This is a genomic window from Streptomyces gelaticus (genome assembly GCF_014649535.1).
GTDB classification, from domain to species: domain Bacteria; phylum Actinomycetota; class Actinomycetes; order Streptomycetales; family Streptomycetaceae; genus Streptomyces; species Streptomyces gelaticus.
The window spans coordinates 38,274-52,293 of record NZ_BMTF01000022.1; the positions used below are offsets into that span (position 1 = coordinate 38,274).

Sequence of the window (14,020 nt, forward strand, 5' to 3'; positions counted from 1 at the left end):
CGAGGCTGCCGAGGCGCCCAGCGGGGTGGACGCGGAGAGGGGCACGAGCCGATGGCTCGTGCCCCTCTCGCATGCGGTGCGGCTCAGCCGGCGTGGTTCTCGTCCTGCGGGGTTACCACGGTGGCGTGGGTGTCCTGGGTGGTAACCGGGGTGTCGCCGGCGTGGTTCTCAGCAAGGGCCGGGGTAGCCGCGCCGAGGCCGAGGGCCACAGCGAATGCGGCGGCGACGAACGTCTTCTTCGTGCGGGTCATTCCAACTCCTGTGATGGGAGTAAGCATCTGGACGTGAAGTGACGCTAGTGACAGTGGAGTGAGGGCGGTACCCCTCTGACGAAAAGTATTCGAACGTTGGCGCGATTATGTTGACTGTGTCCACGCAGACATGCAGCGGCCGCGACGGCTCCCCCTCCGCGCCGCCGCGGCCGCTCCCCGTGCGGGTTAGGTCTATCGAACCGGCTTGAACGGTTCCGACGTGGCGTGCTGGTCCAGAGTGGTTACCTCTTCGCCCGTCGCGTGCTGGTCCTGCGTGGTGACCGGAGTCTGCGGCTCACCGGTCGCGTGCTGGTCAGCCGGCTTGGTGATCGGGTCCTGCTTCTTCGCGCTGGCCATGGTGGTCAACTCTCCATCTCTGGGTGCTGTGTGCAGCGGTTGGGGAGGCCCGCCCGGCTGTTCCCCCGTGGACTGTCGGACGGGCCTCTCGGGCCGCTCACCTTAGTGGCGAGGCCCCCTGTCGCCCCCGTCTGCCCCCCGACGCGACGGATCGACTGGTACGAGAATGGCGGACTGCGATAAACGAACGATGAACGTGCCGTTCGTCAGGTTGCAGCCGGAGCCAGCAGCGAGCGGACGTCCTGGGCCTCGGGGGAGCCGAGTTCCTCATAGATACCGAGAGCTTCCCGCCAGCAGACTTGGGCGCGCCCGGTCTGCCCTATGCCGTCAAGCGCCCGTCCGAGGACGGTCAGTACGTTTCCACGCCGCCAGTCGCCTCCGATTCCGCGGAGGACGGTGAGTGCTGACTCGGAGTACTGGGCCGCCTGGGCGTGGCGGCCGGAGGCGATCTCCACCTCAGCCAGTCGGAACAGCGCCATTCCTTCCCACAGCCGCTGCCGACTGTCGCGGAAGGCCTCCAAGGCGTGGTTCAACTGGCTCGTGGCGTCCGAGAGTTTCATGCTCTGAGTGAACGCGAGGCCCAGGGCATACCGGCCGTTCGCGCCGCGTAGCGCGTGCCTCAGGGAGTCATAGATCTCAATGCCCGACTGAGCCAGAGTGATCGCACTCTCTGTTCGGCCTGTGGCGAGATGGATACGGGACAGGTTGCACAGGGCGCTGGCCTCACCCGGACGGTTTTCGTCACTTCTGAACGCTTCGATGGCCTGTGTCAGGAACGCCTCGCCGTCGGCGTGACGGTTCTGGTAGAGGGCGATGATGCCTCGGGCGTTCGAGGCCCAGCAGGCGGGCAGGAGATCCTGAACCGTGTCGGCCAGCCGCATGGCTTCCTGGGCCTCGCGGTCGGCGTGATCGAACCGCCCTGCCAGTTGGTGCACATTGGCCAGGGACATGACGGCCCGGCCCTCTGCCCTGGCGTCGCCGCAGTCCCTCGTGGCTTCTCGAACCGTGACCGCTGCTGCCTCGTACTGCTTGGAGTTCGCTCCCGACTCGCCCAGATCGAGGGCGGCGTACAAGAGATCGACCGCGCGGCGCAGAGTACGAGGATGCGATGACTGGCATACACAGGAAAGGAGGTTGGTCGCCTCTGCATAGAGCCAGTCCAGAGCGGCGTGCCGGTTCTTGAACGACAACCCCGCGCACTCCGTCGGCTCCAGGTGGTCCACCAGCCGATCCCCCGGCCGCTCCAGCGCGTACACCCCCGCCGCCGTCGCCAGATAGAAGTCCAGCAGCCGCGACAGCGCCGACTCCCGCTCCTCCAGCGGCTCTTCGCCGCGCTCCGCGCACGAACGTGCGTAGAGGCGTACGAGGTCGTGATAGCGGTAGCGGCCGGGGGCGGCCGACTCCAGGAGGCTGGTGTCCACCAGGGCTTCCAGGAGGTCCTCCGCCGCATGGGCCTCCAGGTTGAGCAGGGCCGCTGCCGCGGCGAGGGAGATGTCGGGGCCGTCGGCCAGGCCGAGGAGACGGAAGGCGCGGGCCTGGGCCGGTTCCAGCTGGCCGTAGCCGAGTTCGAAGGTGGCCTTCACCGCGAGGTCGCCCGCCTGGAGCTCGTCCAGGCGGCGGCGTTCGTCGGCGAGCTTGGCGGCCAGGACGGAGACCGTCCAGGTGCGGCGGGCGGCCAGGCGGGAGGCGGCGATGCGGATGGCCAGGGGGAGGAAGCCGCAGGCGGCGACCACGTCCAGGGCGGCCTCGCGCTCGGAGCTGATCCGTTCCTCGCCCACGATGCGGGTGAAGAGCTGGAGCGCCTCCTCGGGAGACATCACGTCCAGGTCGACCAGATGGGAACCGGCCAGGTCGACCATCCGGACGCGGCTGGTGATCAGTGCCGCGCAGCCCGCGGTGCCGGGGAGCAGGGGGCGGACCTGCGCCGCGTCGTGGGCGTTGTCGAGGAGGACCAGGATGCGGCGGCCGTCGAGTGTGGAGCGGTACAGGGCGGCGCGTTCGTCCAGGGAGTCGGGGATCGCCGATTCCGCGGTGCCCAGGGCGCGCAGGAACGCGCCGAGGACCGTCTCCGGCTCTGCCGTCCGTGCTCCCGCGCCCTGGAGGTCCACGTACAGCTGGCCGTCCGGGAAGTGCTGGCGTGCCTGGTGGGCGACGTGCACGGCGAGAGTGGTCTTGCCGACGCCGCCGATGCCCGCCAGTGCCGAGACGGCCATCACCGAACCCTCGGCTGTCACCAGCCGGTCGCTCAGCTCGCGTACGAAGGACGCGCGGCCGGTGAAGTCCGGGACGGTGGCCGGGAGCTGGGCGGGGCGCACCGGCGCGGGGGCCGGGGCCGGTTCGTCCGCGGGGCGGGCGAGTTCCTCGTCGGCCCGCAGGATGCGCTGCTGGAGCTGGGCCAGCTCGGGGCGAGGGTCGACGCCCAGCTCGTCGGCGAGCAGCCGGCGGGTGTCGGCGTAGACGGCCAGCGCCTCGGCCTGACGGCCGCTGCGGTACAGGGCGATCATCAGGAGTTCGCGCAGCCGTTCCCGCAGGGGGTGCGCGGCGGTGAGCGCGGTCAGCTCGGAGACCGCCTCCGCGTGGCAGCCGACCTCCAGATCCAGGTCCAGGCGGGACTCGGTGAGCTGGAGCCGCCATTCCTCCAGCCGGGTGCGCTGGTTCTCGGCGTACGGTCCGGGCACGGAGGCCAGGGCCTCGCCGTCCCACAGCCCGAGCGCCTTGCCGAGCAGGGTCCGGGCCTGGCCGCGGTCGCCGGACGCGCGGGCCTTCTCCGCGTCGGCCGCCAGCTCCTGGGCCACCGTCACGTCGAGTGCGTCGTGGCCGGCCCGGATCGCGTATCCGCCGGCGTCGCTGACCAGCGTCTGCGGGTCGAGGACCTTGCGGAGCCGGGAGGCGTACGTGCGTATGGTGGCGAGTGCCTGCGAGGGCGGTTCGTCGCCCCAGATGGCGTCGATGAGTTCGGCGGCGGTGGCCGTGCGGCCGCCGCGCAGCAGCAGCGCCGCCAGCAGGGCCCGCTGCTGCGGTGAACCGGACGGCAGCGGTTCGCCGTCCCGCCATGCCCGTACCGGACCGAGCACGGAAAAACGCAGATCGACGCCGCTCGCCGACCGCTGTTGCGGAGCGCGCTGCTCCGGAACACGCACGTGTGGCCCGTTGTCACGGTCCATTGCCGCCCCCTGCCCTGCTCGCCCCGCCGGTGTCGCCCATCGTGCTGTCGCTGCCCGTCTGGATTTGCCCGCCCATGCGCCGGTCCGGGGCGGGTGGATCCGGATTGCTCCGTACCGCTGGTATCGCGCTCAACAGTCTGCCTTGTCTTGGGCGGGCTCGTCAGCAGTGGGTGACGCTCTGCACAAGCCCTCGACAACGATTACGGAACGGGGCCCGGTCCAGATTACTGACGGTTCGTCAGATCGGCGCTACCGTGGAGAACATGGAGACCTTCCCGAAGATCATCTCGGTGGACGACCACACGGTGGAGCCCGCTCATGTCTGGCGGGACCGGCTCCCGTCCAAGTACCTCGACCGCGGCCCGCGGATCGTCCGCGCCCCGCTCAAGGAAATGACCTTCATGGGCGGGAAGTTCGCGCCCGTGATGGGTGCGAAAGGTGACGACGGGCCGATCGGCGACTGGTGGGTGTACGAGGATCTGCACCGCCCGCTCACCCGGCTCGACACCGCGGTCGGCTACGACCGGGACGAGATCAAGCTGGAGATCATCACGTACGAGCAGATGCGTCCGGGTTCGTTCTCGGTGCCCGAACGGCTCGCGGACATGGACGTCAACCACGTCCAGTCCGCCCTCTGCTTCCCCACCTTTCCGCGCTTCTGCGGCCAGACCTTCACCGAAGCGAAGGACCGTGAGCTGGGGCTGCTCGGGGTGCGCGCGTACAACGACTGGATGGTCGAGGAGTGGTGCGGGCCCGAGGCGCACGGCCGGCTCATACCGCTCACCCTGATCCCGCTCTGGGACGCGGAGCTGGCAGCCGAGGAGGTCCGGCGCAACGCGGCGCGCGGGGTGCGCGCGGTGGCGTTCTCAGAGATACCCCCGCACCTCGGACTGCCGTCGATTCACACGGACGAGTGGGATCCCTTCCTGCGGGCCTGTGACGAGACGGGGACGGTGGTCGCGATGCACATCGGCTCCTCCTCGAAGATGCCGTCCACCTCGGCCGATGCCCCGCCCGCCGTCGGATCCACCATCACCTTCGCCAACTGCTGCTTCTCGATGGTCGACTGGCTGATGAGCGGCAAGTTCGAACGGTTCCCCAACCTCCGGATCATGTACGCGGAGGGCCAGATCGGCTGGATCCCGTACATCCTCGAACGCGCCGACGTGGTCTGGGAGGAGAACCGGGCCTGGGGCGGAGTCGCCGACAAGGTCCACCGCCCGCCGTCGGAGCTGTTCGCCGAGCACGTCTACGGCTGCTTCTTCGACGATGCCTTCGGGCTGAAGAACCTGGACTCGATCGGCGTCGGGAACGTCCTGTACGAGACGGACTACCCGCACTCCGACTCCACCTGGCCCGAGTCGCGCGAGGTCGGCGAGGCGCAGATGGGGCATCTCGACGCCGATGTGGTGGACCGGATCGTGCGCCGCAACGCGATCGATCTCCTGGGCCTGACGGACGACGGGCTGTGGGCGGGGCCCGGCGGAGGGCGTTAGAGGGTGGAAAGAACGTGACACTCCGGGCGTCGGGTGTCACGTTCTCCTTCCGTCCACGGGTGTCAGGAGCGGGTCAGACCTTGATGACCGGCTCCTGGAGCTCCGTCACCCACTTGTCCCGGTCCTCGGGGCACTCCAGGCTGATCTCACGGGCGTATCCCGCGGACCGGTAGCCGTTGGCGTCGATCCAGCGGGCCAGGGCCTGGGACGTCGGCAGCACGCCGTCCATCGAACCCCGGTGGACGATGGTCGCCGCCTCGAACGGAGGCAGCTCGACCACCGTGATCCCGGTGTCGCCCAGCGGGCCCACCGGGGCGGACACCGTGACCCCCGCGTGGACGACGACCGCGCCGCCGCCTCCCGGGGCATCCTCGTAGTACGCGATCCCGGGACCGCTCGGGGCGACGCCCGCCCCGTCCAGCAACGGGAACAGCCGGTCGTACAGCGGGCCGATCACCGGAGTGATGTCCTCCGGTTCGTAGCCCGCCGCGGTGCCGGCCAGCTCGGCGACCCGTACCGCGGCAACATTCTTGACGACGACATCGTTCGTGGACATGCGTCCCTCGCTCTCGATCGACCGGAGCCTCGCCTCGACCTGCGCCAGCCGTGCGGCCGCCGCCCGCATGGCCTCCTCCAGCTCCGCCCGGCGCAGCCGCAGCATCCCGCGCAGCTCCTCCGTCCCCACCTGCTCGTCGAGGATGGCCTGCACCTGCTGGAGCGTGAAGCCGAGATCCTTGAGCGCGATGATGCGGTTGAGACGGGCGAGCTGGGCGGCGCCGTAGAAGCGGTAGCCGGTGGCGGGGTCGGTGCGGTCGGGGTGCAGCAGCCCGATGGCGTCGTAATGGCGCAGCATCCGGGCCGACACCCGCCCGTACCTGGCGAAGTCTCCGATGGTGAACATGATGTCTCCCAGCGCACCGCTTCACACGGTGTCAAGGTCAAGCGCCGCCGCACTGCGGCCGGGCATCGGAGATGAAGAGGGGTGTCGGAAGAGGGGCGTCAAAAAGGGGCGGCGCCGCGAGAGAGGGGCGCCGGACGGAAATGGGGAACGGAAAAGGCAGGAGCCCCGTTCCCCGCCGAGGCGGAGGAGCGGGGCTCCTTGGGTACTACTAGCCGGCCGCGATCGGCCGACCCGGGCAACTAGGCCGGGGTGACGTTCTCAGCCTGCGGACCCTTGGGGCCCTGAGTGACGTCGAAGTTCACGACCTGGTTCTCCTCGAGAGAGCGGAACCCGGACGCGTTGATCGCGGAGTAGTGGACGAAGACATCCGGGCCGCCGCCGTCCTGGGCGATGAAGCCGAAGCCCTTTTCAGCGTTGAACCACTTGACGGTTCCGGTAGCCATAAGCCCTCCTTGGGCCAAAGGGTTGCCCTGCTCCAGAACCTGCATAGAAGTCTGAAAACTACAAAAGCCTGCGGGTTACATGCTCCGCAGGCTCTGTACTGCAAGGGAAACCAAACTGCAACTTGCGTCGAGCCTAGCACGCAGCGTGTATCGAACGGTAGAGGGAAAGATCACTTCACTCGGATGTTTGATTGCTGTGCTCATCAGCTGACGAAGTAGGCGTACCGGAGGGTGTCGCGGAGGCGACTTCGAGGCGTACAAGAGGATGCCTTCGGGTGCTCCGGAATCGGCTCCGGGCGGGCCGGGGCGGCATCCGCGTATCCGTACGGTGGGACCCGGACTCCCGGGAGGGGGGGGCCGGGTGCGCCCCGCGCCCCGGTGCCGTACGGATCGCGCCACGGGTCTAGCCTCGCGATGTGGACAATTCAACCGTCTCAACCGTCGCAGGCGACGACCGTCGCAGCCGGCCGCGCGTCGGCCACATCCAGTTCCTGAACTGCCTTCCCCTGTACTGGGGCCTGGCGCGCACCGGGACCCTGCTCGACCTGGAGCTCTCGAAGGACACCCCGGAGAAGCTCAGCGAGCAGCTGATCAGGGGCGATCTGGACATCGGCCCCGTCACGCTGGTGGAGTTCCTGCGCAACGCCGACGACCTGGTCGCCTTCCCCGACATCGCGGTGGGCTGCGACGGGCCCGTCATGTCGTGCGTGATCGTGTCGCAGGTGCCGCTCGACCAGCTGGACCGGGCCCGGGTGGCGCTCGGCTCGACCTCGCGCACCTCCGTACGCCTGGCCCAGCTGCTGCTCGCCGAGCGGTACGGAGTCAGCCCGGACTACTACACCTGCCCGCCGGACCTCGGCCTGATGATGCAGGAGGCGGACGCCGCCGTGCTGATCGGCGACGCCGCGCTGCGCGCCAACCTGCACGACGCGCCGCGCCTCGGCCTCCAGGTCCACGACCTGGGCCTGATGTGGAAGGAGTGGACCGGGCTGCCGTTCGTCTTCGCGGTCTGGGCGGCTCGCAAGGACTACCTGGCGCACATGCCCGACCAGGTGGGGAAGGTCCACGAGGCGTTCCTGGCCTCGCGGGACCTCTCCCTGGAGGAGGTCGCCAAGGTCGCGGAGCAGGCGGCGCGCTGGGAGGCCTTCGACTCCGAGGTGCTGGAGCGGTACTTCACGACCCTGGACTTCCGCTTCGGGCCGGACCAGCTGGCGGGTGTGCAGGAGTTCGCGCGCCGGGTCGGTCCGACGACCGGCTTCCCGGCGGACGTGAAGGTCGAGCTGCTCGGCGGCTGACCGTGAGGCGGGGCGGGGGTGTCCCGGGATATACGGGATATGGGTGATTCCTGCACTTCTCCGGTCCGGCTTCTCCGGTCTTCTCCGGTCCGGCTTCTCCGGTCTTCTCCGGTCCGGCTTCTCCGGTCGGGCTTCTTCGGGCTCATATCCCTCCCCGCACTTCTCCCGGCTTCTCCCGTTCCTTCTCCCGGTTTCCGCCGGTCCGGTCTCGATTCGGGTTATTACGCATCGAATAGCCGATTCCCGGATGGTGTCCGCGGCGGGCCCCGGCCGGTCCCCGGAATCGCTCGGGTGAACGACGCATTCACGCCTTTCGTTGTGTCGAAAGTTGTTGTTCGTTCCCATAGGGGCGAAATAGGCGGATGGTTTCCTCTGTGACCTGATGACCTTCGCCCCCTAGGCTTCGGTCGGAGGTCGGGCCGGTCCACAGGGGGAGTCCATATGCAGCCGCTGGAAGCCGGCGAACCGCAGACCATCGGTCCCTACCGATTGCTCGGCAGGCTCGGTGCGGGCGGCATGGGGCGGGTCTATCTGGGGCGCAGCGCAGGCGGACGCACCGTCGCGGTCAAGGTCGTGCATCCGCATTTCGCTCTCGACGAGCAGTTCCGTGCGCGCTTCCGGCGCGAAGTGGACGCGGCACGGCGGATCGGCGCGCAGTGGACCGCCCCCGTTCTGGACGCAGACCCGGATGCGCCCATTCCGTGGGTCGCCACCGGCTATGTGGCAGGCCCCCCGCTCTCCGCCGCGGTCGACGAGCACGGGCCGCTGCCCGAGAACGCGGTACGCACGCTGGGCGCCGGCCTCGGCGAGGCGCTGGCGGCGGTGCACGAGCAGGGCGTCATCCACCGCGATGTGAAGCCGTCCAACGTACTGCTGGCCCTGGACGGCCCCCGGCTGATCGACTTCGGCATCGCGCACGCCATGGGCGCCACCGCCTCGCTCACCTCCACCGGGGTCTCGGTCGGCTCGCCCGGCTACATGGCGCCGGAGCAGATCCGGGGCACCGACATCTCGGGCGCGGCCGATGTGTTCTCGCTCGGCGCGGTGCTCGCGTACGCGGCGACCGGCACCGCTCCCTTCCTCGGCGACTCCTCGGCCGTACTCCTCTACAAGGTGGTGCACGAGGAACCCGAGCTGGGCGAGCTGGAGGGGGAGCTGCTGGAGGTCGTCGCCGGGTGTCTGGAGAAGGAGCCCGAGGACCGGCCCACGCCCCTGGAACTGGCCCGGCGGCTGGCGCCGGGCGGGGCCGCCGGGCTGGTGGCGGCCGGCTGGCTGCCCGGACCGCTGGTGCGGGAGGTCAGCCGGGCGGCGGTCGCGCTGCTGGACCTGGAGCCGCAGGACGCGCCGGTGCAGTCGGGGCCGGTGCCGTTCAGCGGTGCGGCGTGGGGCGCGGGCGGCGCCGACGGAACCGGGGGTGTGGGCGGCGGGTTCGGGACACCGGCCGAGCCCTTCCCCACGCACGACCCGACGCGGCTGTCGCATCCGGGCGTACTGCCCTCGTGGCCCGCGACCGCGGGCGCGGGCCGGCCGGCCGGGGGACAGGGGGCCTCCGGGCCGTCGTCGCGGAACGACGCGTCCGGGCTGCCCGGACAACGCGCGTCCGATCCCCACTTCTCCGTCACCGTCAGCGCGGACTCCGGCCCGGCCGGGCCGGATGCGAACCGGGGCCGGAGACTGAGCTGCACCGTCGCCCTCGCGGTGGCGGGTGCGCTCGCCGCGGTCACCGTGGGCAGTGCGTTCCTCTTCGACCTGATGCCGGGCGGCGGAGGCCGGAACGACGCCGAACACGGCAACGTCGGCAGCACCCCGCCCGACGCCACGGTGTCCGGCCGGCCGTCGCAGCCCACGGACCCGGGCGCGGGGAGCCCGGAGCAGATCACCGAGCTCCCGAAGGAGTTCATCGGCACCTGGAAGGGCCCGGTCACCGAGAAGACCACCGGGCAGCCGCACGGCACGCTCACCGCCGTCTTCACCGCGGGCAAGAAGGGCGCGGACGTGGTCCGGATGAACACCGAGATCACCGGCCTCGGGGTCACCGTCAGCTGCAACAGCGTCGCCAGCCTCACCTCCGGCACCGCCGAGGAACTGACGCTCCACGAACGCGTCGACCCCGACCGGCCCAGCACCCCGGCCCTGTGCAGCTCCACCACCACCGACGTCCACTTCACCCGGGCCGCCGACGGCACCCTGAGCTTCCGGTCCGAGGAGCGCGGCGCGGGCCTGCCGTACGGCACGCTGAGCCGGTCCGGCGGCTGACCCCGAAAGGGGCTGGCGTACGCTGAGCCGGTCCGTAGATCCGTTGAAAAACCGCCGAAAGGTGACAGCCCGGTGACCGAGAAGGCCGACCTCCAGCCCATCCTCGACCGAGCCGCCGAAGGCGGTCGGATCTCTCCCGAGGAAGCGCTCGACCTCTACCGCTCGGCGCCGCTGCACGCACTGGGGGCGGCCGCCGACGCCGTACGCCGCCGCCGTTACGCCGGTACGGAGCACATCGCGACGTACATCATCGAGCGCAACATCAACTACACGAACGTCTGTGTCACGGCCTGCAAGTTCTGCGCCTTCTACGCCGCGCCGAAGGACACCGCCAAGGGCTGGTCCCGCGACCTCGACGACATCCTGCGGCGCTGTGCGGAGACCGTCGAACTCGGCGGTACGCAGATCATGTTCCAGGGCGGGCACCACCCGGACTACGGCGTCGAGTACTACGAGCAGCACTTCTCCGCGATCAAGAAGGCGTTCCCGCAGCTGGTCATCCACTCGCTGGGCGCCTCCGAGGTCGAGCACATGGCCCGGATCTCCAAGGTCTCCGTCGAGGAGGCCGTCCAGCGCATCCACGCCGCCGGTCTCGACTCCTTCGCGGGAGCCGGCGCCGAGCTGCTGCCGGCCCGGCCGCGCACCGCGATCGCCCCGCTCAAGGAGTCCGGCGAGCGCTGGCTGGAGATCATGGAGATCGCCCACCGGCTCGGCGTCGAGTCCACCTCCACCATGCTGATGGGCACCGGCGAGACCAACGCCGAGCGCATCGAGCACCTGCGGATGATCCGCGACGTGCAGGACCGCACCGGCGGCTTCCGCGCCTTCATCCCGTACACGTACCAGCCCGAGAACAACAAGCTGAAGGGCCGCACGCAGGCCACGCTCTTCGAGTACCTGCGGATGATCGCCATCGCCCGGATCTTCCTCGACAACGTCGCCCACATCCAGGGCTCCTGGCTGACCACCGGCAAGGAGGTCGGGCAGCTGTCGCTGCACTACGGCGCCGACGACCTCGGCTCGATCATGCTGGAGGAGAACGTCGTCTCCTCGGCCGGTGCCAAGCACCGCTCCAACCGCCTGGAGATCATCGACCTGATCCGCAAGGCGGACCGGGTGCCGGCCCAGCGCGCCACCACGTACGAGCACCTCGTCGTGCACGACGACCCGGCGAACGACCCGGTCGACGAGCGCGTGGTCTCGCACATCTCGTCCACCGCGATCGAGGGCGGCACCGCACACCCGGAGCTGAAGCTCCTCGACGCCAACTGAGGCAGCCGTGCTGACGGTTCACGCGGCGCCGCTCGTTCTCCCGGTCGGTGCGGCGCCCGTCGCGCAGGGTGCGGTCGCCGTGGAGGGCGACCGGATCGTCGCCCTCGGGCCGTACGACGAGGTCGTCGCCGCCCACCCGGCGGCCCGGGTCCGCACCTGGCCGGGCGTCATCACGCCGGGACTGCGGCAGTGGCACGGACTGTGGCTGCTCACCCGCTGCTACCACCCCGACCCGCGCGAGGCGGACGCGCTCGGCGACCAGCCGCTGTGGGGCGAGGCGTTCGAGCGGCTGTCCGGTGAGATGGACGCGACACGGTGGGCGGGCAGCGTACGGCGCGGGCTCCAGCAGATGCTGCGCTACGGCACGACGCACCTCGCGGGCCGCTTCAACGACCCGGCCGTCCGTACCGCCGTGGCCCGCTCGGGTCTGACGGAGGTCCCGGTCGTCGGCGCCCCCGGCATCCTGCTCGGCGAACCCGGCCTGGACCCGTTCATGGAGGGGTACGACCTGCCCGGTTCCGTGCACGGCCCGCTCACCGTCGGCTCCCGCGCCGACCTCGCCGTCTTCGACGTCCCGGACGAGGAGGCGCTGAACGCGTCGGGGGCCGAACCGTGCGTCGCCACGGTGCTGGGCGGGCGGCTGGTGTACCGGCGCCGATAGGAACCGTCCCGCACGAGTGGTCCTGGGCGCCGTCCCGGAGCCGGACGGTCCCGGAACCGGGCGCCCGTGCGGGTCAGGGCACGGACGGGCCGCGTATGTATGCGCCCGCGTCCGTGTACGGCCACGCGTTGGCGACGCACCCCTTCAGCCCGTCGATCTGCTGCATCATCGCGGGTGCGCGGCGCCCGGGTCCCGGGCAGGTCTCATGGCCGTGCCCCAGCCAGTGGCCGACCTCGTGATTGATGATCAGCGCCCGGTACTCGGCCAGGGGGCCGTCGAACTGCGGCGACCCCCGCATCCACCGCTTCAGGTTCACCACGACCGTGGTGCCGACGCGGCAGTTGACCTCGCCGTGTGTGTTCAGCCCGTACGCCCCGCAGAGCCGGTCGACGGTGTCCGGTGTCGCGATCCGGATCACCAGGCCCGCCTGGCCCGAGTCGACCTGTTGGAACGCGTCGTGTCCGGTGCGGGTCCAGCCGCGCCGGTCGCCGAACACCTCGGAGATCGCGGCCGCGGCGGGGCCCGTGGCCAGATTGGTGCCCCGCTCCACCTCGACGCGATAGCGGTGGACGGTGCCGGTGCCCTGGCTGCCGGTGCGCGCGGGGGCGGCGGTGACGAACGTACCGGAGCCATGTACGGGTACGGACCCGCGCGCGGCCCGGGACGTGTCCGTCCGCTTCCCCGGCTCGGAGCTCTTGCCCGCCTTGCGTTCCTTCCCGGCGTCGGAGGCGGAGCGGGGCGGACGGCCGGGCCCGGAGCGGGAGTCGGACCCGGGGGTCGAGTCCGGGGACGGCGACACCGTCACCCGGTCCGACGAGCTGTCTGTCGCCGCCCCTTCGCCGCCGCCCCACGGGCTCCACGCCAGCGCCCCGCAGAGCAGCGCGCCCGGCACCAGCACGGCGCTCATCACCCGTATCCGGGTTTTCCGGCGGCGGGCCCGCCGGACCGCCCCACGACCACGACCCCGCGCCCGGCGGCCCCGCTCCTCACCCACCATGGACGGACTCCCGGCCCGGCTCCATCGGGAACGCTTCCGCGTACCGCACGAGGCGCAGGAAGCGCTGGTCCCGGGCGACGTGGAGCAGCTGGTCGACGGTGACCGGCGCCGAGACCACGGCGGAGTCGTCGCCGTCGGCCGAGAGGACGACCGTGCTGTCCTTGAAGGTGAAGCGGACACTGACGCCGACGATGCTCTTCCCGCCCTTCGAACTTCCGACCGCGGTGACGGTGCGGGCCGTGATGCCGCCCGGGAGCGCCGCCTTCTCGCACCGGTACGTCTTCTCCGGGCCGTACCAGCACGGTTCCTGTGTCGGGCTGCCGGGCTCGTCGCCGGTGGGCCGTACGGAGAAGACGACGGGGAAGACCCGCCCCCCGGACCCGCCCTGGTACCGGCTGACGGCCAGGTCGACCGGGCGTACCGTGCCGAACGCCGCAGGAAGCAACTCGTCCAGCACGACCGCCGCCTTCTGCTGGAACTCCTCCTGCCGCGCGCGCTCGGCCGCGGGCAGGTCGGCCATGGACGACTCGCCCGTAGTGGGTTCGACGTGGACGGGCTTACGGGGCGGCTCGGTGAACGAGGGGGGTGGCGGGAAGCCGGTCGCGGGCGTGGTGAGCGTGGGGGACGGGGTCCCGTGCCCCATGCTCGGTACGGCGGACGCCCCGACCTGCGCGGCGCCCCCGCCGGTACCGGTGCCCGTGCCCCAGGACGGCAGCGTCGCGCCGAGCACCCCGAGCACCACCACTCCCGCCGCCGTGCCGCCGATCGCCGCACGCGCCCTGGTGCGGCGCCTGCGGCCCTCGGCCAGGGCGACCGGCACCAGGTCCGGCAGCGGAGGCGCCCCCTCGGCCGCCTCCGCCATGGCCTCCCTGACCAGCCGGGCCCCGCTCTCCTGCGGCGCACCCTCCGGAAAGATGTCCATGACGT

Annotated in this window: 12 protein-coding genes; 5 read left to right on the forward strand and 7 right to left on the reverse strand. The window is 70.8% G+C overall.

Going from position 1 to position 14,020, the window contains the following annotated elements; translation table 11 throughout:
* Positions 1–83 precede the first annotated feature (83 nt).
* The 3 genes from IE107_RS26425 to afsR form a co-directional block, all read right to left on the reverse strand.
* Positions 84–251, reverse strand: coding sequence for a hypothetical protein (locus IE107_RS26425; RefSeq protein ID WP_189546839.1), 168 nt, complete (start codon positions 249–251; stop codon positions 84–86).
* Between the two features lie 192 nt (positions 252–443).
* Positions 444–608 (reverse strand): hypothetical protein, encoded by a 165-nt coding sequence (locus tag IE107_RS26430; RefSeq protein WP_189546840.1) that lies wholly within the window; start codon positions 606–608, stop codon positions 444–446.
* A 206-nt stretch (positions 609–814) separates the two neighbouring features.
* Positions 815–3,772: an SARP-family global regulator AfsR gene (gene afsR, locus IE107_RS26435; RefSeq protein ID WP_189546841.1), complete on the reverse strand. Its 2,958-nt coding sequence runs from the start codon at positions 3,770–3,772 to the stop codon at positions 815–817.
* 263 nt (positions 3,773–4,035) lie between these two features.
* Here afsR and IE107_RS26440 point away from each other — a divergent pair, with 263 nt between their 5' ends.
* On the forward strand, positions 4,036–5,268 hold the full coding sequence (locus IE107_RS26440) for an amidohydrolase family protein (RefSeq protein ID WP_189546842.1): 1,233 nt from the start codon (positions 4,036–4,038) through the stop codon (positions 5,266–5,268).
* 73 nt (positions 5,269–5,341) lie between these two features.
* Here the strand turns inward: IE107_RS26440 and IE107_RS26445 are convergent, their stop codons facing one another.
* Both IE107_RS26445 and IE107_RS26450 read right to left on the reverse strand, forming a co-directional pair.
* Positions 5,342–6,169, reverse strand: a complete 828-nt coding sequence (locus IE107_RS26445) for a MerR family transcriptional regulator (RefSeq protein ID WP_189546843.1) — start codon at positions 6,167–6,169, stop codon at positions 5,342–5,344.
* 239 nt (positions 6,170–6,408) lie between these two features.
* Entirely contained in the window at positions 6,409–6,612 is a 204-nt protein-coding gene (locus IE107_RS26450) for a cold-shock protein (RefSeq protein WP_003967102.1), read from the reverse strand.
* A 416-nt stretch (positions 6,613–7,028) separates the two neighbouring features.
* Here IE107_RS26450 and IE107_RS26455 point away from each other — a divergent pair, with 416 nt between their 5' ends.
* The 4 genes from IE107_RS26455 to IE107_RS26470 all read left to right on the forward strand — a co-directional run bounded on the left by IE107_RS26455 (position 7,029) and on the right by IE107_RS26470 (position 12,096).
* The gene (locus tag IE107_RS26455) at positions 7,029–7,907 is read left to right on the forward strand and encodes a menaquinone biosynthetic enzyme MqnA/MqnD family protein (RefSeq protein ID WP_189546844.1); all 879 of its coding nucleotides are present in this window, start codon (positions 7,029–7,031) and stop codon (positions 7,905–7,907) included.
* A gap of 441 nt (positions 7,908–8,348) precedes the next feature.
* Positions 8,349–10,163, forward strand: coding sequence for a serine/threonine-protein kinase (locus IE107_RS26460; RefSeq protein WP_189546845.1), 1,815 nt, complete (start codon positions 8,349–8,351; stop codon positions 10,161–10,163).
* 72 nt (positions 10,164–10,235) lie between these two features.
* Entirely contained in the window at positions 10,236–11,435 is a 1,200-nt protein-coding gene (gene mqnC / locus IE107_RS26465; RefSeq protein ID WP_189546846.1) for a cyclic dehypoxanthinyl futalosine synthase, read from the forward strand.
* Positions 11,436–11,442: 7 nt separating this feature from the next.
* Complete coding sequence (locus tag IE107_RS26470) at positions 11,443–12,096, forward strand: imidazolonepropionase-like domain-containing protein (RefSeq protein ID WP_189546847.1); 654 nt, start codon at positions 11,443–11,445, stop codon at positions 12,094–12,096.
* A 73-nt stretch (positions 12,097–12,169) separates the two neighbouring features.
* Here IE107_RS26470 and IE107_RS26475 read toward each other — a convergent pair whose 3' ends face one another.
* Positions 12,170–13,003, reverse strand: coding sequence for a DUF3152 domain-containing protein (locus tag IE107_RS26475; RefSeq protein WP_229867259.1), 834 nt, complete (start codon positions 13,001–13,003; stop codon positions 12,170–12,172).
* A gap of 79 nt (positions 13,004–13,082) precedes the next feature.
* Positions 13,083–14,015 (reverse strand): hypothetical protein, encoded by a 933-nt coding sequence (locus IE107_RS26480; protein ID WP_189546849.1) that lies wholly within the window; start codon positions 14,013–14,015, stop codon positions 13,083–13,085.
* Positions 14,016–14,020 lie beyond the last annotated feature (5 nt).